The organism is Psychrilyobacter sp., assembly GCF_037132775.1.
GTDB lineage: Bacteria > Fusobacteriota > Fusobacteriia > Fusobacteriales > Fusobacteriaceae > Psychrilyobacter.
Genome location: NZ_JBAHZY010000146.1, coordinates 1 through 22,611 on the forward strand (window position 1 = coordinate 1; position 22,611 = coordinate 22,611).

The window sequence follows — 22,611 nt, forward strand, 5'->3', positions numbered from 1 at the left end:
ATTTTATGGATTATTATAACAATCATAGATACCAATGGGATCTAAAAAAGATGACTCCTGTAGAATACAGAAATCACCTTTTGGTTGTTTAAAATTTTACCCCTCTTTTTTTCTAGTGTCCTTGACAAAGGTTACAGATTAGAAGACTCTCACTCTTAATATGAATTTAATTTTTCGGTTAAAGCTACTTTTTGAAGCAATCCTATTATTTGATCTACAACTTCTCCATTTTTAAAAGCTATCATAGTAGGTATACTTCTAACACCATATTTTTGAGATAATCCAGGATTATCATCTACATTTACTTTGACGATTTTGGCAGTAACTTCTTCAGATAATTCATCTAAAATTGGAGCTAACATCTTACAAGGACCACACCAGTCAGCATAAAAATCAACTAAAACAATTCCATCTTGGATAACGGTATCGAAACTAGCTTCATCGGTATATATAACTTTACTCATTAAAACCCCTCCTAAATTATGTTGATTACAAATATCTTTGATTAATACTAGCATATTAAGTATACCGTGTCAAACATACGATATTTCTAATATTTTTTATTATCACTGGTTATTTTTATACGAATGGATATAGAATTTTCATGATATAAATATTTTTTTACTGATATTATATTTTCTAGAAATAAAGTTGAAATAAATGAGTTTTCTTGCTCATCCATATATAATTATGTTAAAATTAGGTTATGAAAAATCTAAAACTAAAACAACAGGAGGTTTAGGAATATGATATTGATTACTGGAGCATGTGGATTTATCGCCAGTGCATTAACTTGGGAATTAAATGAAGGTGGAATAAATGATATCATCTTATCTGGAGAATTAGAAAAAGAAGATAAGTGGTTAAATATAAGGGACAGAGATTACTATGACTGGGTACATAAGAATGATCTATTTGAATGGCTATCTGTTGAGACAAATGCAGCAAAAATAACAGCAGTAGTACACATGGGAGCGTGTTCTGCAACTACTGAAACGGATATGGATTTCTTGATGGAGAATAACTATGAATATACAAAAAAATTATGGAAATTCTGTACAACAAGAAACATTAACTATATCTATGCTTCATCTGCCTCAACTTATGGGTTGGGAGAGTTAGGATATGATGATGATGTAAGCCCAGAGGAATTTAAAAAATTAAAACCACTGAATAAATATGGATATTCTAAAAAATTCTTTGATGACTGGGCATTTAAGCAGGAGATGACTCCTAAACAATGGGTTGGAATAAAGTTTTTCAATGTATACGGGCCTCAGGAATATCATAAAGGCAGAATGGCATCTATGGTATTTCATGCTTTCAATCAATATAAAAAAGATGGGCTAGTAAAATTATTTAAATCTCATAAGTTTGAATATGAAGACGGAGGGCAGTTGAGGGACTTTGTTTATATAAAAGATGTGGTAAAGGTATTGAAGTTCTTTGTGGAGAACGAAGGGAAATCCGGGATATATAATATAGGAACCGGAGTTGCTAGAAGTTTTAAAGATCTTGCATTAAATGCAGTAAGAGCATGTGCAGATGACTATTCATTGGAAGAATCTAAAATCATAGAATATGTACCAATGCCAGAAGACCTTAGAGGTAAATATCAATATTACACTTGTGCAGAGATGAAAAAATTAAAGTCAGTGGGATATAAAGAGAAGTTTCATACGTTAGAAGAAGGAATAAAGGATTATGTTCAAAATCATCTGGTTAAAGAAAACCCATATCTATAAATTTAAAGGAAATTTAAAAGGGTTATAGAACAAAAAAAATAGGATGTCAAAGAGAAAAACAAGGAAAAATTTTCCTTGTTTTTAATTATAGTAAAAAAATGTAAAAGAGAATCAAGTAAAATTCAGGAGGTGGTGGGAATAAAATTAATATTACCTATAAAAAAACTTGAAAAACAATTTAAAGAAATGATACTTGATTATCGTGAAGATAATGACCTTTTATATTATTCATATGTGGATGCCACGAATAATTTTGATAACTACTTAAGAAGGTTAGAGAAATTAAGGGTGGGGATAAACCTGCCTAAAGGTGATGTTGCTACCACTGAATATTGGCTTGTAGATACAAAAGAAAAAGAAATTAAAGGGATGATAAAGATAAGGCATGAGAGTATACCTATTCACGGAAACATAAGTTATGATATACCTCCTAAAAAAAGATTTTTAGGATATGGTACGAAGATATTACAGCTGGGAATAAAAAAAGCTAAAGAATTAGGGGTAGAAAAAATAAAAGTATCCTGTGCCTCTGATAATGAGGGATCAAGAAAAATAATTTTAAAAAATAATGCTGTTTTTATAAACTTGGCAGAGGATAACGATGAACTGTACGAAGAGTATAAAATCAAATAAAACAGGTGAAATTTTATGGAATTAAGAAAAGTTTTGGAAAAGGCTAACGAAGTTGGAGGATCAGATATTCACTTTGTTGCAGGCAGGCCGCCCATGATCAGAATAAACGGGGAGCTTTTAGACACAGGCGATTTTGATAAGATGGTGCCCCAGAATTTGGAGGTGTTGGCTAAAACAATCCTGTCGGAAGATCAATATATATAGTTTAAGGAACATCATGAATATGATTTTGCCTTTGGGGTTGCAGGATTAGGAAGATATAGGGTAAATATCCATATGCAGAGGGGAACAATTGGAATAACCGTCAGAGTATTGAATACCGAAATTCTTTCCTTTGAACAGTTGAAATTACCGAGAACACTAGAACAATTTACAGAGTATAAAAATGGATTAGTGTTGGTGACAGGACCTACAGGGAGTGGGAAAACGACTACTTTGGCAGCGATGATAGACAAGATAAATAATGAGAAAGCATATCATATAATAACCATAGAGGATCCTATAGAATACCTTCATAGCCACAAGAAAAGTGTGGTAGAGCAAAGGGAGATCAGGTCGGATACTGCTTCATTTAAGACCGCATTAAAATATATACTTAGGCAGGACCCGGATGTAATCCTTGTAGGGGAGATGAGAGACTTAGAAACTATAGAGGCTGCAATCACAGCAGCGGAAACAGGTCATTTGGTTTTTGGAACTCTCCATACAAACAGTGCAGCTAAAACAATAGACAGAATAATAGATGTGTTCCCGAAAGAGAGACAAGCTCAGATTAGATCTCAGTTGTCTACCTCACTAAGAGGGGTAATAGCTCAACAGTTGGTTCCATTAAAAGATGGCAGTGGGCGAAGAGTTGCTTTGGAGATATTAGTAGGAAATCCAGCAGTAGGAAACCTCATAAGAGAGGGGAAAATTCATCAAATACCAACTGTTATACAGACAGGAGCGAGGTTTGGAATGATAACAATGGAAAAATCTTTGGAAGCCCTATATAAAAAAGGAATCATAAGTAGAGAGGAATATAAAAATAGGATATTATAAAGTTTTAGAAAAGATGGGAGACAAAAATAAATAAGATGGAAAATATTAAATTAAATTTTGAGATAAAAAAAAATAATCTAAAGGAATTTATTCGAGTTCTTATACCGGAGTTAGTAGATGAAAAAATAGTTATTACGGAAAAAAGATGTGATAAATTCTTGGAGCTAGAATTAGAAGTAGCAGGGAAGAAAACTGTTTTTTTATATGAAAATAATTTGGATAGATTAGAGGATCAAAGGTTGGTCATGTCCAAGGTGGGACTCCTAAAAATAATGGATAAAAAATATCCTTGGGGAGGGCTCATAGGGGTAAGACCGACAAAATTAGTTAGAAAGTTTTTAAAATTATCATATACCTATGAGGAGATAGAAAAACTTCTGAGTGGACTATACCTGGTAACTCCTAAAAAAGTGAAACTGCTCATAGATGTAGTGAAAAAAGAGATGAAATTTCTTAACCGGGATCATATAAACATGTATATAGGAATACCCTACTGTCCCACAAAATGTAGGTATTGTTCCTTTGCTTCCTATGAGATGAAGGGAAAAATAGGTGAATACTACAATGAATTTGTAGAAACCCTCCTAGAAGAGATAAGCCTTACAGGAGAATTTTTAAAGGGGACTTCTAACAGGATTGAATCTCTCTATATTGGAGGAGGAACACCTAGCATATTGACAGAGATTGATATGGAAAGAGTATTAAAAACGATAAAAGATAATATAAATTTAACTCATCTAAAGGAATTTACCCTGGAAGCTGGGAGGATAGATACACTTACCTTTAAAAAATTAGATATAATGAAATCTTATGGAGTTGAGAGGATAAGTTTAAACCCCCAGACATTTAATCTGAAAACCTTAGAAAAATTGAATCGGCCCTTGGATAGAGAGAAATTTGATGAGATGTTTGACTATGCTAAAAAAATAAGACTTATAATAAATATGGACCTGATCTTTGGCCTCCCAGGAGAAACTACAGAAGATATCTTATATACTTTGGAGGAACTGAAAAAATATCCTGCTGAAAACCTGACGACTCACGTACTAGCACTAAAAAAAGCTTCTGTTTTATTTAAAGATATTCATGAATTTACACCTCTTGACTATGAAAAGATAGAAGAAAAATTATATGAAATTACAGAAGGGAAAAAGATGGAACCTTATTATATGTACAGGCAGAAAAATAGCCTTGAATGGGGAGAAAATCTGGGCTTTGCTATAGAGGGGACAGAATCGATATTTAATATTGAGATGATAGAGGAGAACCAATCGACCCTTGGACTAGGCGGGGGAGCGATTACTAAGTCTATAGTAACTGAAAGTCTTATCAAAGACAAGATAAAAAGGATAGTGAGCCCTAAGGAACCCATAGCCTACGTGAGACAGATGAGAGAGAGACTGCCTAAAAAATTGGAATTATTTAAATAAAAATCAGAGGTTTTATTTTTATTTATAGTTAGAACCCCAAAAAAAAAATTCTTAGAGAGCTTTTTAGTTTTTCCTTTGCGAGCGCAGTGTAGAGGTTTAGATTAATACCTCTGAAAATCTCAGCGATCTATGAGCTTCTGCGTTAATCTGCGTCAAAAAAAAGTTAAGAATTAAAAGTTTTATTCTATATGTGAGGAGGGAGATAAGTCTTGAATCAAAATGTAAAGTTAATTATTATAATTGTAGTGATATTAACAACAAGTTTTATGTATAATAAGATGAGACCTGAAAAAAAGAGTATAAAATTTAAAAAAGAGATGATTTTTAATAGTGGAGATGAAAATAAAAAACTAAATATAAATGATGCTGAATTAGAAGATTATCTAAAAGTGGGAATAAGTCTTAGTATTGCCAAAAAAGTATTTGAATATAAAGAAATAATAGGAAGGGTAGATAGTTTGGAAGATCTCTCCAGAATAAGTGGAATAGGTAAAAAAAGTGTAGAAAAATTATCTAAGAGTATAGAGATAGGAGATGGGGGAACTTTAAATAAATTGAAGATAAACTCGGCTCCTACTGAAATATTAAAATATTATGGATTCACCAAAAAAGAAATAAAAAAAATAGAAATCTACATAGGAAAAAATGGCGTAATCTACTCCAATATTGAGATGATGGAGATATTGGGAGAGGAAAGATACAGGATATATGAGAAAGTATTGGAGTATAATTAAATTCTTAGTGTACTCTCTGTACAGGAATGCTGACATTGTAAAATACTGTGATTTAGTCTCTATTTTTAGCCTAAAAACGTCTAATGGTGAGACGAATTGCCTATTCATTAGACGCTTTGTCTAACCAGTGAACATTTTTTAAAATAGACTCTCTATCCCAATAATACCAATGGTTTAAAGGCTTCATCAGTTGACGTATTTCAATTGCAGGGGTAATAATTCAAGGGGAACTTTCTAGAGGGGCCTTAGAAGGCAAATGAGGGAGGATTTAATTAAAAATGAATAATGTACAATTGACAATGAAAGGAAAACAAAAACTTTAGTCGCAGATTACACTAATGGACACGAAGGGAAGAAATAGCTCTGTGAACCTCAGTGAACTCTGAGTCTCTGCGTTGATAGGTTTTCTTAATCTGTATAACCTGTGTCAAAATTTAGATTTTAAAAAGACTCCTGTATTATAGCAGTAGAAGTTTATAAAAATTCGTGTAGATTGGTGGCAAAAAATTTTAAAAAAGATAGGAGAAGAAAAGATGCAAAATTTAGATTTTACAGCGATAGACATAATAGGTTTAATATTGGGGTTGTTCTCCGTATTTATAGGGATAAGATATCCAGACTGGGATTTCAAATTAAAATTAAAACATAGGTCTATATTGACTCACAGTCCATTGATCACAGTTTTGTTTGTATATATATACTTAAATAAACAAACTGGATTTTTAGGTTTTGGAGGAGAGAGAGAGATTGGTTTTAGATATTTTATAATGGGATTTTCCATAGGAATGGGAATACATTTCCTCTACGACCTATTTCCCAAGGGATGGAAGGGGAGCGCCCTTCTGCACATTCCAATCTTAAATAGAAAGATAAAAAAATGGGGGAGTATCACTCTCTTTATTTTATTTACTGTAATTTCATTTGTGATGGCTTTAAAACTCAGTAATTCTATAGAGGAGACGATCTTATTTTTAATTTTTGGATTATTGCTCCTTGGATTAAATAGGAAGAAAGAGGAAAAATTAATAAGACCGACAGGGTCTTTTTTACTTTTATTTTTGGGAATAGCTTCCTATATAGATCCTGAGTTTTATAGGCTTTTGACAGAAAATATGAAAACTTTATGGACAGCAGGAGAAACGGGAGTGAAAATAGTCTTCACATTAATTTCATAAAGTAGTGCTATAATAATAGAGTGGGACACAGAGTTACGCAGAAATGAATTGATTGAGAGTGGATAATTGAAAATTAAAAGAAAAACTAGTCGCGAATTACCCAGATAGACACGAATTTAAAACTAAAACTAAAACTAAAAGGAAAAAGATTTTCTTAGCGTTCTTTCTAGTTTTTGTGTAATTCGTGACAAATTTTTTTTATTATTCTTATGATTCGATAGAACAGGGGGAAATGTGAAAATATTGGTTGTAGAAGATGAGGAGAATATAAGAAAAGTAATAAAAAAAATATTGGAAATAAATGAATTTGAGGTATTGGAAGCGTGTGACGGGGCAGAAGCTATGGATATATTCTATAATGAGAAGATAGATTTAATTATACTGGACTGGATGCTACCCAAGATGAATGGTATCGAAGTGCTGAAGATGGTCAGACAGGAATCTAGTCTGCCTGTCTTGATGCTTACGGCAAAATCTCAAGAGGATGATGAGGTAGAAGGGCTGGAGGTAGGAGCAAATGATTATCTAAAGAAACCATTTAGTCTAAAAATATTGATTACACGGGTGAAAAAACTTCTCAATTTAATAGGCGGAAAGAAAAGATATGGTGTCTTAGAGGTCGACTTAAACAACCATAAAGTATATATGAAGGGGAAGGATATCAATATATCTCCCAAGGAGTTTGAACTATTAAATTATTTGATATTGAACACTGGGATAGCTCTCAGTAGGGAGAAAATATTAGCAGATGTATGGGACTTTGCCTACGATGGAGATTATAGAACTGTAGATACACATATAAAAACCTTGAGGAAAAAAATTAGTCCGGAACACATAACTACTGTAAGGGGGATAGGTTATAAGTTTGAGATGGATAAAAGATGAAATTAAAACTGACTCATAAGGTATTTATATTTTCTCTTGCCCTTGTATCTCTGGTTATAATTGGGGGGATATACATAAATAACAACTATTTGGAGGATTTTTATTCCCACAGGAGAATAGCCCAGATAAAAAAAGTACGTGAACTGATCTCTGAGGGTGTTCCCACAGAGGAAGAGTTAGATACTTATGCGCAAAAATATAATATTACAATAAGTATGATAGATAAAGTTAAACCCAGGCGTATAAAAATGTATCAATTAGATGAAAAAAATGAGGGAAATAGGGTAAGTAGACACAGAGGAATGGATCACTTGGAGTATTATAAATTACTTCCAATGGGACAGCTTATAATTCTAAGAATATCCATGGACTCTATACAAAGTACTGTTGGGATAGTCAATGAATTCTATATCTATGAGGGGATAGCAATATTGATAGGGTCACTTTTTTTTGTATATATATTTTCCCTTCATATTACACGTCCTATAATAGCTTTAAATTCTATTATAAGAAGGATGGTAAATATGGATTTTTCCTATAGAGCCAATATAAAAAGTGAAGATGAACTGGAAGAACTAGGAAACAATATAAATTTTCTCTCATCTGAGCTAGAAAAAAATATAGGACAGCTAAAACTATCTAATATAAAGCTAAAAAATGAAGTAGAAAAGAGGAAAAAAATAGATGAACTCAGAAAGGAATTTATTTCCAGTGTGACCCATGAGATAAAGACACCTATAACGGTAATAAATACTCATGCAGAGATGCTGCTCTATGACCTGATTGGAAATAAGGATGAGGGAAAGGAGTATCTGAGGACTATTATGTCTGAAGGAAATAATATAAGTACCCTTTTGAATGAATTGATAAAACTTATAAAATTAGAGGAAAAAATAGTGGATATAAAGATTGAGGAACTAGATCTGTTTAACCTATTAAGAGAAGAAAGTTCTAAATATAAAATTGATCTAGCAGAGAAAAATGTAAGTTTGATATTAAATTTAGAGGAAGAATTAACGGCTTTAGGAGATGGATTTAAAATTAGACAGGTTGTAAATAACCTTTTAAGTAATGGTGTATCCTATGTAGAGAATGGCGGTGAACTCAGGATAAATTTAGAAACTATAGAAGATAAAGCTAGAGTAGAGATAATAAATACAGGATCATTTATTCCAGAAGATAAATTAGATGATATTTGGAAGGCATTCTACAGAGTAGAAAAATCTAGAAATAAAAAATATGGTGGAACAGGTCTTGGCCTTACTATAGTTAATGGGATCTTAGAAAGGCATGGATCGAAATTTGGTGTAGAAAATATAAAAGATGGTGTGAAATTTTGGTTTACACTGAAAAAAGCATCAAAGGAGGCATAAACATGGGAAATCATATGATGGATTATGGGGTGATGGGTGGAGTGCCAGGAGGAATTTATTGGGTCTTTATGTTGTTTCGAGGAGTAGCGGGTTTTATTTTCCCTCTAATATTGTTATACTTAGTCTACAGATTTATGAAGAGAAAGGAAGGTGAATTTCTTGAAAAATCAGAAACTCCTTTAGAGAGACTGAAGATGAGGCTAGTTAAAGGAGAGATAACCAAGGCAGAGTATGAAGAATTAAAAAAACTAATAGAAGATTAGATAAAGGAGAGTATAAATGGGGAGACCAGGAAAAGTAAAAGGTTTTATAGACAGTGTTATTGGAAAGGCTATAGTTATAGGGATAGAAGTGTTTGCTAGAAAAAGTGATATATCTTTAGAAGATTCTCTGGCAGAGTTAAAGGAATTATCTCATGCTGCAGGGATAGAAGTGGTTTATACAATAAGTCAAAGAAAAAAGAGGATAGAGACAGGAACTTATTTAGGGAGCGGAAAAATAGAGGAGATAAAAGCATTGGCAGCTAGATATGGTGCTGATATCCTCCTTGTAGATGATGAACTTTCCGGGATACAGATAAGAAACCTAGAGAGTGCCTTAGATATGGAAATAATTGACAGGACAAGTTTAATCTTGGATATTTTTGCCAACAGAGCCAAGAGTAGGGAAGGTAAATTACAGGTAGAATTAGCTAGATTAAGATATGAAAAACCGAGGATTGTGGGAGGAAGTACCCAACTGTCGAAACAAGCCGGAGGAATAGGATCTAGGGGACTGGGAGAAAAAAAGTTAGAGTTAGATAGGAGAACTATCGATAAAAGGATAACGAGTGTAGAAAGATCTATAGAGGGATTAATAAAACAAAGGGAAGTCCAAAAAACTAAGAGGAAAAAAAGTCACCTACAAACAGTGGCTTTAATTGGATATACAAATGTAGGGAAGTCTACTTTGATGAATACTTTTTTAAAGATAAATAATCCATTGAAGAGTAAACACGAGTCACCAGTTGCAGATATGTTGTTTGCTACATTGGATCCATTTCATAGGAAGGTAAAATTAAAAGATAGTTTGGAGTTTATATTGACGGATACAGTAGGATTTGTAAGTAAGCTGCCCCATACCTTAGTCGATGCCTTTATGTCAACATTAGAAGAGGTAAAAGATGCAGACTTGCTGTTATATGTGGTGGATGTATCCAATGATGAATATGAACATCAATTAAAGGTAACTAAAAATGTAGTAAAGGAATTAGGGGCAGAAGAAATTCCATATATAATAGTTCAAAATAAAAAAGACAAATTAAATCCTGAAAAACTTCTGGAAATCACCGATTCCTTAGAAACTACTATACCTATATCTGCCTTGACTGGTGAGGGCTTAGATCAGTTGATCTCTGCAGTAGAGGGGAAAATAATGAAAGACTACAAAGTTGTAGATTTAATTATTCCATTTGAAAGAGGATCTATGGCTAACTATATACTAGAGAACACCAAGGTTATAGAGTATGAATATTTAAATGACGGTCTCCATGTGAGGGCCTATTTAAACAGGCATGATATCAATAGATACAATTTATTCTTGGTATAAAAAGTAAAAATACTTGACAAAGTATAGTGGGTGTAGTATCATACAGTAGTAACAGGAAGTTAAACAAAAGTTTCATTGAGTAAGAAACCCTTCTGGGATTGGAGTTAAATGGATTTTGAGAAAGCTTTACTGTATTAAAATTTTACGGAGGTAACACACATGTTAAAAGGAACAGTTAAATGGTTTAATGACGATAAAGGATTTGGATTTATCCAAGCTGAAGATGGGAACGACTACTTCGCACATTTCTCTCAAATCAACAAAGAAGGATTCAAAACTTTAAAAGAAGGGGAAGAAGTAACTTTCGAAATCACTGAAGGTGCTAAAGGTCCTCAAGCTTCAAACATCGAAACTGTATAATTTCTTTATTTGAAAGTTAAGTGATAGATTTATTCTATCGCTTTTTTTTTACCCCAAAAAAACTAGCCACGAATTGCACGAATGAAAAGGCAATAGAACGCGGATGTCTAAAGACAAGGAAGAAGCTCTGATGATCACGGATATTTCTTTTGACTTTATAGATCTGTATAAAGAAAGAGCTTTTAAGATAAAAGCTCTTCTAATTCAAACGTTTCTTCTAATAAATTTTCATACTCTATCTCAATTTTTTCTTTTTCTTCAATTAAATTACCGAGTTTTGTGTAATCACCTTGGTTTAAAGAGATATCAACCTCTAAATTATCAAAGGTTTTTAAAATTTTTGTTTCAAGGGTTTTTAATTTCTTTAGTCGACGTTCATCATTTTTTTGTTTTTGGTTATCTCTAACTCTGGTGTCTACTCTATCTTTTTTTACAATTTCTACTACTTCTTCTGAAATTTGATCTAAGTAGTAATTAAAATTACCAGGATAGTCATACAAAGTTTGATCCTTTAATTCAATAATTCTATTTGCAATTTTATTTAAAAAATACCTATCATGGGAAATAAACAAAAGAGTTCCATTGAAAGAAGCCAAGGTTTCCTCTAAAATTTCTTTAAAATGAAGGTCCAAATGATTTGTAGGTTCATCTAAAATAAGGAGGTTAAACCCATTGTTTATCATGATAGCTAATTTTAATCTAGCTTTTTCACCACCACTAAGAGATTCTATTTTTTTATTTAAATCTTCCTTGTAGAAATGAAATTTTGCTAGACTTCTATGAAGGTCAGATTCTTTGACGATACTTTCATCTCTAAAAACATCAATCAGAATAGACTTATAATTTGTAAATGTAAGGTTTTGATCAAGATAAGCTATCTTTAGATTAGTTCCTAGAGTAATACCTTTTGTTTCATCTAAGATCATCTTTAAAAGTGTAGATTTACCACTGCCGTTAGATCCGATAATACCTAATTTTTCACCTAGATATAGGTCTAGAGAGATATCTTTAAATAGCAATTTATTATTGATCTCTTTAGAAATCTTTTCAATTTTAATAACTCTTTTACCACTTCTACCTTGATTGTTTAAATTAAATGAAATATTTTTTTCAACTTTTGGTTTTTCTATTTTTTCCATCTTCTCTATACGCTTTCTCATATTTTCAGCTTTGATAAACATAGATTCATTATCACCATTACTTCCCCAGTGTCTAAATCGTCTAATAGCATCTTCCATCTGTTTGATTTTTTTCTCTTGAGCTAAGTATATTTCTAATTCTTTTAGGTATCTTCTTTCTTTTTCTACAACATAGTAACTATAATTTCCGTTGAATATCTCGATACCTGTATGATTTAACTCGTATATTTTGTCGATGGTGTTATCTAAAAAATACCTGTCATGGGAAACTAAAAAAATACTTTTTTTATAACCTTTAACAAATTCTTCTAACCATTTTATAGAACTAAGATCTAGGTGGTTTGTAGGCTCGTCGAGTAACAATAGGTCGGGTTCATCTACTAAAGCTTTTGCAAGGAAAACTCTATTTTTTTCCCCTCCACTAAGCTCACTAACCTTTTTTTTCAAGAATTCATCAGGAATCTTTAATCCTAACTTAATTTTTTTGATTTTTTCATCTATCTCATAGCCACCTAGAGACTCAAATGTTTCCTGTAATTTACCATAATTTATAAGATCATCACTGTAGGTAGGAGAATTATAGTTTTCAATTAGTTTTAAATGATTGTTAATTTTTTTTTCAATAGCTAAAAGATTCTCAAAGCCACTATATAAAACTTCATTGACATCTCTTTCTAAAAAATCGGTAAAATCTTGTATTAAATATCCAATTTTAAGGTTTTTTTGTAAGGTCAGGTTTCCACTACTGTAATCTTCTATTTTAGAGATTATTTTAAATATAGTTGATTTACCGCTTCCGTTCTTACCGATTAAACCAATTTTTTCCCCTTCTATTATTCTAAGTGATATATCGTCTAATATTAAATTTGAACCATAATACTTATTTATTTTATCCATAGTAACTTGTAACATCTGTATCTCCTTCTAAACTTTAATTTAACTTGCTTTTATATTGCTCTTGATCTTTCTATTTGAATTTAAAATCAGGTTCTCTTCTAAACTATAGTATATAATAATTTGGATGAAAAAGCTAAATTTAGACCAAGAAAAGATTAGCCACCAATCTTCACTGATAAATAAAGAATATTTAAAGAACAGGAGACACAGAAAAGAATAAAAAACTAGTCACGAATTACACGAAGGATATATGAGAATTAAATCCCTTTATGCTGAAGTATTTATTTAAAATGGAAATTTATAAAAAAATAAGCTTTATTTTAATAAAGCTTATTTTAGATTATTAAGAAATATTTCTTGAGTGTCTGTTTTTCTGTCCGGTTTTAAGAATTCTTACAAGGGATGAAACGACAACTATTCCAAATGAGAGTGCCACGGCGATAAATAAGGTCTCAGCTCCTTTAGAAATAGCTTTTTCTACATTTTTTTCGAGAATATAATACATGGTATAGTAAATACCACTTCCAGGAACGAGTGGTATCAATCCACTGATCAAGAGAGATGTAACTGGAGTTTTTAGAAATCTAGCTGCAATCTCAGAACAAAGGGTCAAAACAATAGATGAAATGAAATAACCTAAAATAACAGATGAATTCAATTCTAAACAAAATAAATAAGTTCCCCAGCTTATTCCTCCTACAAGAGCTGAAAAAATCAAATTTTTCCCTCTAATATTAAAGATGATACCAAAACCAAAGGTAGCCAAAATAGCGAATAAAATTTGTATAAACATTTAAAAATTACCTCCGAGAGAGAGACTGATAGCTGCTCCTGTTCCTACAGCCAGAGAAGTTGCTACAAGGAAAGCTTCTGTTCCACGAGCCATACCCGTCATATAATCTCCTGCAATTATATCTCTTATACCATTGGTTAATGCAATGCCTGGAACTAAAAGCATAAGGGCGCCTATGATAACCTTATCGGTGTGCTCTATAAGTCCAATAGAATAAAAATAATATGCAAGAAAAGCACTGATAGCTCCTCCTAATGTATTCACAAAGATACCGTTCAATTCATACTTACTGAATGAATAGGAGAGCAGATAGACAGTAGCACCTATAGGAAGTGTTCCCCAAAAATCTTTTAAAGTACCTCCAAAGAGTACTGCAAAGGAAGCAGCAGTTATGGCATGAGCTAAAATGTTAAAAGAAATACGATATCTAGGAGATTTATCGATGTTTTTAAGATGTTCCATAAATTCATCGCAATTATATTTTTCTTTATTTCTGGCAAGGTTATTTATTTGGTGAACTTTTTCTAAATTTATCGTCCTAGATTTTATCCGGATAACAGTTGATAGAGTTTCATCATCCTTTGTTACTGCTACTATGATTCCGCTCAAGGTAGCGAAACAATCTGCAGTGGTATTGTGAATTTCACAAATTCGAGAGACAATATCTTCGGCTCTATAGGTTTCACCTCCGTTTTCTAAGATCATTTTGCCTGCATAGGAAGCTATTTTAAGTATTTTATTTAATGTCATTTCGACCCCCAATTGAAAATATTTTTTATTGTTATTATATCATATTTCAGATTTTTATTTTTAGATTATAACCAAGAAAAAATGTTTTAGATCCGTGTAAATTGGTGTAAAAAAAATTAAAAGTTGAGATACTGGGAGAAGTTTGATATAATAGTTTTAATGTAAAGAAAAAACACTTGACAGAGTGCTGAAAATATATTATAATACAGGGGTAAATTGATGGAATTAAAAGAATTTTTAGAGGTTTCAATATTATTAGGTTACTACGGCAATCTTTTAAGCGAAAAACAAAGAACCTATATGGAAGAGCACTTTGAAGATGACTTTTCCCTCTCGGAAATTGCGAAATCTCACGGTATTAGTAGACAAGCAGTCTATGATAATATCAAAAGGGGAATAAAAATTTTAAAGGGATACGAAGAAAAGATAGGTTTCTTAAATAGAGAGAAAGAAATAAGGGATGATTTGAAAGAACTGAAGGCAAATTATAGTGAAGCAAAGTTAGACAGCTTAATAGCAAGTTTTGATATATAAGAGGTGTTCTATGTTAGATAATTTAGGAAGTAAATTCCAAGGAATATTTAAAAAAATAAGGGGACATGGTAAATTAACAGAAGAGAATATAAAGATTGCCCTAAAAGAAGTACGGTTGTCATTATTAGAAGCTGACGTTAACTATCGTGTGGTAAAAGATCTTGTAAATAAGATAAAGGGAAAAGCTGTAGGAGAAAATACTCTTAACGGTATCAATCCAGGACAGCAATTCATAAAGATAGTAAATGATGAATTAACAGAACTGCTAGGTGGGACAAATGCAAGACTGACTAAAGCTCACAGAGGTCCTACAATAATTATGTTAGCTGGATTACAAGGGGCAGGTAAGACTACCTTTGCAGCAAAATTAGCTAAGTATTTGAAAAAAAATGGAGAGAAACCATTTTTAATAGGAGCCGATATATATAGACCGGCAGCTATGAAACAACTTCAAGTGTTGGGAGACCAAATCGGTGTACCAGTATACTATGAAGAAGGAAGTAAGGATGCAGTAAATATTTGTGAAGTTGGGGTAAAAAAAGCCAGAGCAGAGGAAGCAACTTACATAATCCTTGATACAGCAGGAAGACTTCATATAGATGAAAACCTTATGGAAGAATTAAATCAAATAAGAAAAAAAGTCAGACCTCAAGAAATCCTATTAGTTGTGGATGCAATGATTGGTCAAGACGCAGTTAATTTAGCGAGTAGTTTCAATGAAACTTTAAATATAGATGGTGTAGTACTTACAAAATTAGATGGAGACACTAGAGGCGGATCCGCACTATCGATCAAAGCAGTGGTAGGAAAACCGATCAAATTTATTGGTACAGGAGAAAAATTAGAGGATATCGAATTGTTTCATCCTGAAAGACTGGTGTCCAGAATTTTGGGAATGGGAGATGTAGTTTCCTTAGTTGAAAAAGCTCAAGGTGCCATAGGTGAAGATGAAGCCAGGTTGCTAGAAGAAAAATTAAGAAAGCAAGAATTTGATTTAGAAGATTTTCTAAAGCAATTACAAAATATAAAGAAAATGGGTCCAATCGGGAATATTTTGAAAATGTTACCGGGAGTAGGGGATCTAGGAGATCTAGCTCCAGCAGAAAAAGAGATGAAAAAAACTGAGGCAATTATCCAGTCTATGACTATAGAAGAAAGAAGAAAGCCTAAGATTATAAATTCTAGTAGAAAAAAAAGGATAGCTAGAGGATCAGCTACCCAAGTTCACGACATCAACAAGATGTTAAAGCAATTTGAACAGATGAAGGGTATGATGAAAATGTTTAGTGGTGGAAAGGGAATGCCTGGGATGCCGAAGATGGGTAAAGGATTTAAGTTACCGTTTTAAATACACAAATTATAATAAATTATTAAATAAATTAAAATGAGAAAAGGAGAATTAATTATGTTAAAGATCAGATTGACTAGATTAGGAAGCAAGAAAAGACCTGTTTACAGAGTAGTAGCAATGGAAGCATTACAAAAAAGAGATGGAAAGGCTATAGCTTACTTAGGTAACTACTATCCTTTAGAAGATTCTAAAGTAGTATTAAAAGAGGAAGAGATCTTAAGATTATTAGGAAACGGAGCTCAACCTACAAGAACCGTTAAATCTTTATTAACTAAAGCTGGAATCTGGGCTAAGTTTGAAGAGTCAAAGAAAAACTAATTTTATTTTAATAAAATTTTAAAAGAACCCGAAAGGGTTCTTTTTTGATATAAAAATCAAAAATTATCTGAGAACCTCAGAGATCTTTGTGTCTCTGCGTTGACAGATTGTTTGATTTATATCTTTTCGTGTAATTCATGACAATTTTTTTCTAAGGTTTTAATTTTAAAAATATATAGCTAAAAAAAATCAAAAATTCTAATTAAATATGTTAAAATATAAAGTAAATAAATTATAAAATTGGAAGAAATAGGAGTTGAAAATATGTTACTTATTGAAAAAGAGATAGCAGGTATATTTAATCAAATGGTAAAAAAATCATTTGAAGGGGTAGAGGGATTAAAGGAAATTGATATTCAGCCAACTGCAAATGATAAATTTGGAGATTTCCAAACAAATTTTGCCATGATGAATTCTAAAATAATAGGAAATAATCCAAGAGCCATAGCTACTAAACTAGTAGAGGGATTCTTAGAAAATGAGATCATTGAGAAGTTAGAGATAGCAGGACCTGGATTTATTAACATATATTTAAAGGAAGAATATTTAGGAAAAAGAATAAATACCATGACTACTGAAAAGTATGATTTTTCATTTTTAGATACCCATGGAGATGTAATCATAGATTATTCTTCTCCTAATATTGCCAAAAGGATGCATATAGGTCATCTTAGATCCACTATCATAGGAGACTCTATCAAGAGAATATATAATCACTTGGGATATAATACAGTAGCTGACAACCATATCGGTGACTGGGGAACGCAGTTTGGAAAACTAATCATTGGATATAGAAACTGGTTGGATAAAGAGGCATATAAGGCAACTCCTATAGATGAATTGGAGAGAGTATATGTTAAGTTTGCTGTGGAATCAGAGCACAATGAGGAGTTAAACGATCAGGCAAGATTGGAATTAAAAAAACTACATGATGGTGACGAGGAAAACTATAGACTTTGGAAGGAGTTTATAAAGGTATCGTTAAATGAATATAATAAGGTATACAAGAGATTAGATATTGAATTTGATACATATTTTGGTGAGTCTCACTACCACGATATAATGCCGGGAGTTATAGAGGAATTAAAAGAAAAGAAAATAGCTGTAGAATCTGAGGGAGCTCAGGTTGTATTTTTCCCTGAGGAGACAAAGTTAAATCCATGTTTGGTGCAAAAAGGAGACGGTGCATTTTTATATGCTACCTCTGATATAGCTACAGTTAAATTCAGAAAAGAGAACTATGATGTAAATAAATTGGTCTATGTAACCGATGAAAGACAACAGGATCATTTTAAGCAGTTTTTTGCAATAACTGAAATGATGGGTTGGGATATCGAAAAGCAGCATATATGGTTTGGAATAATGAGATTTGCTGATGGAATATTTTCTTCTAGAAAAGGAAATGTAATCAAATTAGAGGAGCTGTTAGACGAAGCTAAAAAAAGAGCATTGGAAGTAGTAGAGGAAAAAAACCCGACACTTTCCACTGAGGAAAAAGAAGTTATTGCAGAAGTAGTTGGAACAGGAGCAGTTAAATATGCTGACCTTTCTCAAAATAGACAGAGTGCAATAATATTTGAATGGGATAAGATCTTAAGTTTTGAAGGAAACACAGGACCTTATTTACAATATACATATGCTAGAATCCAATCTATCCTCAGAAAAGGGGCAGAAGCTTCTAAAAACTTAGATGAAAATGCCAAAATTAAATTTATAGAAAAATCAGAAAAAACATTGGCACTGCATATGAATCAATTCCCAGCATCAGTACTCAAGGCTTCTACAACATATAAGCCAAACTTGATCACAGATTATTTATTTGAATTGGCTAAAAAATTCAATAGTTTTTATAATGCCTGCCCGATATTAAATCAAGAGGATGAGATCTTATACTCTAGATTACTCATTGCAGATAGAACAGCTAAAATTCTAAAAGAGGGATTAGGATTATTAGGAATGAAAACAGTAGATAGAATGTAGTAATATTAGCAAAAGAAGAATTCCTTTGGAATTCTGCTTTTGCTATATTTAGAATTTAAAGGTTAGCAGGAGGGAATGAAATTTTTATAAAAAAAGATAAATACTACGAGATAGAGGAGTTTAATGATTTGGGTATAGGGACAGTTTATACTACCAAAGATCTGATAGATAGCAGGAGAATAAAGCAAGATTTGATATCTAAAGGTAGGATAAAAAAACTTTTGGATATAGAGGATAAAACTATAGTTTTTGTAGGTCAGACCCATTCTATAAATATAGCGGTAATAGGAGATGAGATAAAAGATCTCTACTTAGATACCGATGGATTTATTACCAAAAATAAAAAATTGGTCTTATTTACCCAGTATGCAGACTGCCTGCCAATATATGCCTATGATAAGAAAAATAAGGTGATTGGACTCTGCCATGCAGGGTGGAAGGGAGCCTTTGACGGGATCCAAAAAAATATGATAGAAAAGATGATCTCTGAATACGGATCTTCAGTGGAAGACATTATAATCGGATTGGGAATAGGAATATCCGTGAATAACTACCTGGTAGGAGAGGAGTTCTTTGAAGCTTACTATGGACGGTATGGGAAAGTGATGACAAGGTTGGTGTTTTCTATAAAATCAGATAGATACTACTATGATAATATAGAATTTAATAAACAGATATTGTTGACATTGGGAATAAGGGAAGAAAATATAATAATTTCTAATAGTTGTACTTATAGAGATGAATTTCATTCTTATAGAAGGGACGGGGATCTAAGTGGTAGAAATGGAGCATTCATATATTTCAAGGAAAAATAAATTTATTAAAATCTTTATTTTGTTTAGTTTTTTATTTGCTTTTACATCTTGTGCCAGTATACCTGTGGAGAGGGAATGGCAGGATATAAAAAGGGTAAGATATAGAACAGAAAAATTAAGAGTAGGAGATATTATAATAAAGAATAAGGTGGTGAAGGACCCCCTTGGATGGTATGGACATTCGGCTATGGTGGTGAGAAAAGATACCATGGGTGATTATCCGAAATTAGGAGTAGGATATTATGAGATCGATACCTATTCTTGGCTATATGAAGACAGAGAGGTTATGGTGCTCAGATATAAACATTTTGATGAAAAATTTAAAAAGTTGTTTGTGGAAAATGTGAAAAAATATACCGATAAAGGATATTTTATAAGTGGAAGAAAAAATACTAATAGTTTTTATTGCTCAAAGTATGTATGGTATATATACTATACTACCGCAAAAGAGCTTGGGTATGATTTAGATTTAGATAGTGACGGTGGATTTATGGTCTTTCCCTATGATTTTATAGGGTCGAAAAAATTGGATCAGATTATATTTTAGAGGAGAAATTTATGAAAAAAATATTGGACACAGAGCTCCTTCTGGGAACCTCTGTGTCCAATATTTTTCCTCGGTGTATCTCCGTCTCCAATGTTTCAAACTATTTAGTGTAGGCTTTAGCTCTTTCGGCTTCTATTTCCTCAACGGTTTTAGGCATCTTCAATCCCAGTCTACGAGATCTTCCGTTTTCTATAACATAGTCTCCCTCATATCTCATTCCACCAAAGTTTAGATATTCTTCAATTTTTTCAAAATTTAAGAATTTAGAATTAATCCCCTCATCTTTCCATTTCTTGATAAGCTCGGGGATAAAGTAGATTCCCGGTTCCACTGTGAAAACAAATCCATCCTCTAAAACCCTCCCCATTCTAAGTGAAGATAATCCAAATTGGGTTGATTTCTCTTCTCCGTTATACCCCACAATAACTTCACCGAAATTTTCCATATCATGTACATCCATCCCCATCATATGACCCAATCCATGGGGCATGAAGAGTGCATGGACACCGTTTGTTACAACTTCATCGAGATCTCCTACAATAAGTCCTAGAGACTGCAGTCCTTCTGCAATTTTAAAACAAGTAGCCAAATGAACTTCCTTATATGTGATTCCTGCTTTCAATATAGATTCAGCATGATCGTATGCATCTATCAGTATATTATAGATAACAGCTTGTTTAGGAGTAAATTTTGGATCTACAGGAAAAGTAGTAGTCATATCTCCACAATAACCTGAGTCAGATTTTGCTCCGCAGTCGATAAGGAGCATCCTTCCACTTTCCAGGGTATTGCCATGATAGTGGTTGTGGAGAGTTTGACCGTTAGTTGAGCAGATAGTAGGAAAACTATTAGTACAGTGATTGCCTAAAACAATCTCTTGAATCTTTGCTGTAACTTCGTATTCCTTCATCCCGACCTTTGCAGTTTGCATGGCTTTTAAGTGCATGGCATGGGTAATATTGACTGCTGCCTCTATCTTTTCAATCTCTTCAGGAGATTTATAGTTTCTCTGATTAGCTATAGCATAGCAAAGTTCTTCAGAACTCTCATTTTTGATCTCATAAGAAGTTTTATCTAAAAGTTCTCCTAGGGTGATGATATTATCTCCCCTGTATTGAGGCTGATAATGGACCTGTTTATCGTTATTATTTTCTAAAAATATTTTTAAATCATTGTATGATCCTGTATTTTCTATTCCAAAATTAATAGCTTCATTCTTTAAAGAGATTTGGGACCCCATCCATATGACATCAGAGATAGTATAGTCATATCCAAAGATATAATCTTTATCATTATCCAAATCTATAAGACCAAACATATCAGCCCGGTCGATGCCGAAATAATATCTAAAACTGCTATCTTGCTTAAAATCATAGGTATTGTCTAAATAGTCCATACTAGCTTCACCGTTTCCGGTAATAAGAATCAAGCTTGATTTTTTTTCTTTTTTAAATCCTTCCTTTAATTTTTTTCTTCTTTCAATATAAGTTTCTTTACTAAACATAATGTTCCCCCTATTTTATATTTTTGTCTAGGTAATTTTTGTGGTTAACTAGATTATAACTAGCATTTTTGATTTTTGTCATTAGATTTATAATAATTCATAGAATATGGATCAAATCTGATTTAACGGATATTCACCGATTTTTTAAGATCTAAAAATTAAATCTGTGTTCATCTTTATATTATCTGTATATGCATAGCATCAGCGTTCTATTTTTCATTTTTAGTCATTGGTTATAAGTTTTTAATCAAGCTTAAGCTTATCCTACCATATATTTAGTGAAAAAAATTAAAATATTTTAAAAAAATATATGGAGATAAAAACACTTTTATTTTCAAAGTTTATTCTTGACAAATGTTTGATAAGTTGATAGACTTACTTTGAAAGTAAATCATTAGTTTAAAATGACTCCTAGGAGGGATCTTATGGCTTATCCAATAACATTTGCAACATTAGACAAAACATTAAAAGTTGTTGAAATATTAGGTGGAGATAGAGCAAAGGGTAAACTTTTAGACCGGGGAATTTGTGTGGGAGAATGTCTCAGTATCACTCAGGGAAGCTATAGAGGAGATGTAATCCTTAAAACAAAGACTTCAAAATATGCAGTAGGATTTGGGCTAGCAAATAAAATTATCGTAGATGAAATATAGGGATGAGCCCTTTTTTTTAAATAAAATATTTTGAGACTCAAAATATAACATTGAACAACAAATTTAAACAGAAAATATATACTGGAGGGCAGGATGAAATTAACAGAATTGAACAGAGGGGAAAAAGCCGTAATTGTAAAGATAGGGAAATTAGGAGCACTGAAAAAAAGACTGACAGATATGGGGATAACATCTGGAGAAGTTATTAAATTAGAAAGAAATGCTCCCCTAGGAGATCCTCAGCAATTTTTAATAAAGAACACAGGGATCGCTATCAGAAAAGAAGATGCTGATTATATTGAAATAAAAGATGTTATAGAAACTAAATAAATATTAAGTAGGAAAAAAAATATAATACGGCTAAAAG

General features: G+C 32.2%; 25 protein-coding genes and 1 pseudogene. 21 read left to right on the forward strand and 5 right to left on the reverse strand.

What is annotated here, in order from left to right:
* Nucleotides 1-92 (forward strand): IS3 family transposase (locus V5784_RS11355; RefSeq protein ID WP_336889166.1); only part of this gene is annotated, 92 nt, incomplete at its 5' end.
* 63 nt (nt 93-155) lie between these two features.
* Here the strand turns inward: V5784_RS11355 and trxA are convergent.
* Nucleotides 156-464, reverse strand: a complete 309-nt coding sequence (trxA, locus tag V5784_RS11360; protein ID WP_336889137.1) for a thioredoxin — start codon at nt 462-464, stop codon at nt 156-158.
* A 282-nt stretch (nt 465-746) separates the two neighbouring features.
* Between trxA and rfaD the strand changes: the two genes are divergently transcribed.
* From rfaD to V5784_RS11420, 12 genes and pseudogenes are all read left to right on the forward strand, one after another.
* On the forward strand, nt 747-1,745 hold the full coding sequence (gene rfaD, locus V5784_RS11365) for an ADP-glyceromanno-heptose 6-epimerase (RefSeq protein ID WP_336889138.1): 999 nt from the start codon (nt 747-749) through the stop codon (nt 1,743-1,745).
* Nucleotides 1,746-1,877: 132 nt separating this feature from the next.
* Nucleotides 1,878-2,378, forward strand: a complete 501-nt coding sequence (locus V5784_RS11370) for a GNAT family N-acetyltransferase (protein ID WP_336889139.1) — start codon at nt 1,878-1,880, stop codon at nt 2,376-2,378.
* A gap of 15 nt (nt 2,379-2,393) precedes the next feature.
* The gene (locus V5784_RS11375) at nt 2,394-2,582 is read left to right on the forward strand and encodes a hypothetical protein (protein ID WP_336889140.1); all 189 of its coding nucleotides are present in this window, start codon (nt 2,394-2,396) and stop codon (nt 2,580-2,582) included.
* Nucleotides 2,583-2,594: 12 nt separating this feature from the next.
* A pseudogene (locus tag V5784_RS11380) lies at nt 2,595-3,419 on the forward strand (type IV pilus twitching motility protein PilT); the annotation flags it as partial.
* Between the two features lie 35 nt (nt 3,420-3,454).
* Nucleotides 3,455-4,849: a coproporphyrinogen III oxidase gene (locus V5784_RS11385; protein ID WP_336889141.1), complete on the forward strand. Its 1,395-nt coding sequence runs from the start codon at nt 3,455-3,457 to the stop codon at nt 4,847-4,849.
* Nucleotides 4,850-5,058: 209 nt separating this feature from the next.
* A complete protein-coding gene (locus V5784_RS11390) occupies nt 5,059-5,583 on the forward strand; it encodes a helix-hairpin-helix domain-containing protein (protein ID WP_336889142.1) in 525 nt (174 codons plus the stop codon).
* Nucleotides 5,584-6,116: 533 nt separating this feature from the next.
* The gene (locus V5784_RS11395) at nt 6,117-6,758 is read left to right on the forward strand and encodes a hypothetical protein (protein ID WP_336889143.1); all 642 of its coding nucleotides are present in this window, start codon (nt 6,117-6,119) and stop codon (nt 6,756-6,758) included.
* A gap of 234 nt (nt 6,759-6,992) precedes the next feature.
* Entirely contained in the window at nt 6,993-7,643 is a 651-nt protein-coding gene (locus V5784_RS11400; protein ID WP_336889144.1) for a response regulator transcription factor, read from the forward strand.
* Complete coding sequence (locus V5784_RS11405) at nt 7,640-9,016, forward strand: HAMP domain-containing sensor histidine kinase (protein ID WP_336889145.1); 1,377 nt, start codon at nt 7,640-7,642, stop codon at nt 9,014-9,016. The genes V5784_RS11400 and V5784_RS11405 overlap by 4 nt, the downstream gene beginning before the upstream one ends.
* A gap of 2 nt (nt 9,017-9,018) precedes the next feature.
* Nucleotides 9,019-9,279 carry an SHOCT domain-containing protein gene (locus V5784_RS11410; RefSeq protein WP_336889146.1) on the forward strand — a complete coding sequence of 87 codons (261 nt, stop codon included), beginning with the start codon at nt 9,019-9,021 and terminating at the stop codon, nt 9,277-9,279.
* Between the two features lie 16 nt (nt 9,280-9,295).
* Nucleotides 9,296-10,603, forward strand: coding sequence for a GTPase HflX (gene hflX, locus V5784_RS11415; protein ID WP_336889147.1), 1,308 nt, complete (start codon nt 9,296-9,298; stop codon nt 10,601-10,603).
* 159 nt (nt 10,604-10,762) lie between these two features.
* Nucleotides 10,763-10,963, forward strand: a complete 201-nt coding sequence (locus tag V5784_RS11420; RefSeq protein ID WP_028855325.1) for a cold-shock protein — start codon at nt 10,763-10,765, stop codon at nt 10,961-10,963.
* Between the two features lie 182 nt (nt 10,964-11,145).
* Here the strand turns inward: V5784_RS11420 and V5784_RS11425 are convergent, their stop codons facing one another.
* The 3 genes from V5784_RS11425 to V5784_RS11435 form a co-directional block, all read right to left on the reverse strand.
* Nucleotides 11,146-13,014: an ABC-F family ATP-binding cassette domain-containing protein gene (locus tag V5784_RS11425; protein ID WP_336889148.1), complete on the reverse strand. Its 1,869-nt coding sequence runs from the start codon at nt 13,012-13,014 to the stop codon at nt 11,146-11,148.
* 328 nt (nt 13,015-13,342) lie between these two features.
* Nucleotides 13,343-13,792 (reverse strand): threonine/serine exporter family protein, encoded by a 450-nt coding sequence (locus tag V5784_RS11430; RefSeq protein WP_336889149.1) that lies wholly within the window; start codon nt 13,790-13,792, stop codon nt 13,343-13,345.
* Nucleotides 13,793-14,542, reverse strand: a complete 750-nt coding sequence (locus V5784_RS11435) for a threonine/serine exporter family protein (RefSeq protein ID WP_336889150.1) — start codon at nt 14,540-14,542, stop codon at nt 13,793-13,795.
* A 219-nt stretch (nt 14,543-14,761) separates the two neighbouring features.
* Between V5784_RS11435 and V5784_RS11440 the strand changes: the two genes are divergently transcribed.
* The 6 genes from V5784_RS11440 to V5784_RS11465 all read left to right on the forward strand — a co-directional run bounded on the left by V5784_RS11440 (nt 14,762) and on the right by V5784_RS11465 (nt 20,087).
* Entirely contained in the window at nt 14,762-15,076 is a 315-nt protein-coding gene (locus tag V5784_RS11440) for a YlxM family DNA-binding protein (protein WP_336889151.1), read from the forward strand.
* A gap of 10 nt (nt 15,077-15,086) precedes the next feature.
* Nucleotides 15,087-16,424, forward strand: coding sequence for a signal recognition particle protein (gene ffh, locus V5784_RS11445; RefSeq protein WP_336889152.1), 1,338 nt, complete (start codon nt 15,087-15,089; stop codon nt 16,422-16,424).
* Between the two features lie 57 nt (nt 16,425-16,481).
* Nucleotides 16,482-16,745 carry a 30S ribosomal protein S16 gene (rpsP, locus tag V5784_RS11450; RefSeq protein WP_028855332.1) on the forward strand — a complete coding sequence of 88 codons (264 nt, stop codon included), beginning with the start codon at nt 16,482-16,484 and terminating at the stop codon, nt 16,743-16,745.
* Between the two features lie 264 nt (nt 16,746-17,009).
* Complete coding sequence (gene argS / locus V5784_RS11455; RefSeq protein WP_336889153.1) at nt 17,010-18,725, forward strand: arginine--tRNA ligase; 1,716 nt, start codon at nt 17,010-17,012, stop codon at nt 18,723-18,725.
* Nucleotides 18,726-18,853: 128 nt separating this feature from the next.
* The gene (locus V5784_RS11460) at nt 18,854-19,540 is read left to right on the forward strand and encodes a polyphenol oxidase family protein (RefSeq protein WP_336889154.1); all 687 of its coding nucleotides are present in this window, start codon (nt 18,854-18,856) and stop codon (nt 19,538-19,540) included.
* Nucleotides 19,509-20,087, forward strand: a complete 579-nt coding sequence (locus V5784_RS11465) for a hypothetical protein (RefSeq protein WP_336889155.1) — start codon at nt 19,509-19,511, stop codon at nt 20,085-20,087. Before V5784_RS11460 ends, V5784_RS11465 begins: the two co-directional genes overlap by 32 nt.
* Before the next feature lie 100 nt (nt 20,088-20,187).
* On the opposite strand, the gene V5784_RS11470 is transcribed toward V5784_RS11465, so the two are convergent.
* The gene (locus tag V5784_RS11470) at nt 20,188-21,591 is read right to left on the reverse strand and encodes an aminopeptidase P family protein (protein ID WP_336889156.1); all 1,404 of its coding nucleotides are present in this window, start codon (nt 21,589-21,591) and stop codon (nt 20,188-20,190) included.
* Between the two features lie 425 nt (nt 21,592-22,016).
* Between V5784_RS11470 and V5784_RS11475 the strand changes: the two genes are divergently transcribed.
* Both V5784_RS11475 and V5784_RS11480 read left to right on the forward strand, forming a co-directional pair.
* Nucleotides 22,017-22,244: a FeoA family protein gene (locus tag V5784_RS11475; RefSeq protein WP_336889157.1), complete on the forward strand. Its 228-nt coding sequence runs from the start codon at nt 22,017-22,019 to the stop codon at nt 22,242-22,244.
* A gap of 93 nt (nt 22,245-22,337) precedes the next feature.
* Nucleotides 22,338-22,574 carry a ferrous iron transport protein A gene (locus V5784_RS11480; protein ID WP_336889158.1) on the forward strand — a complete coding sequence of 79 codons (237 nt, stop codon included), beginning with the start codon at nt 22,338-22,340 and terminating at the stop codon, nt 22,572-22,574.
* Nucleotides 22,575-22,611: the final 37 nt, after the last annotated feature.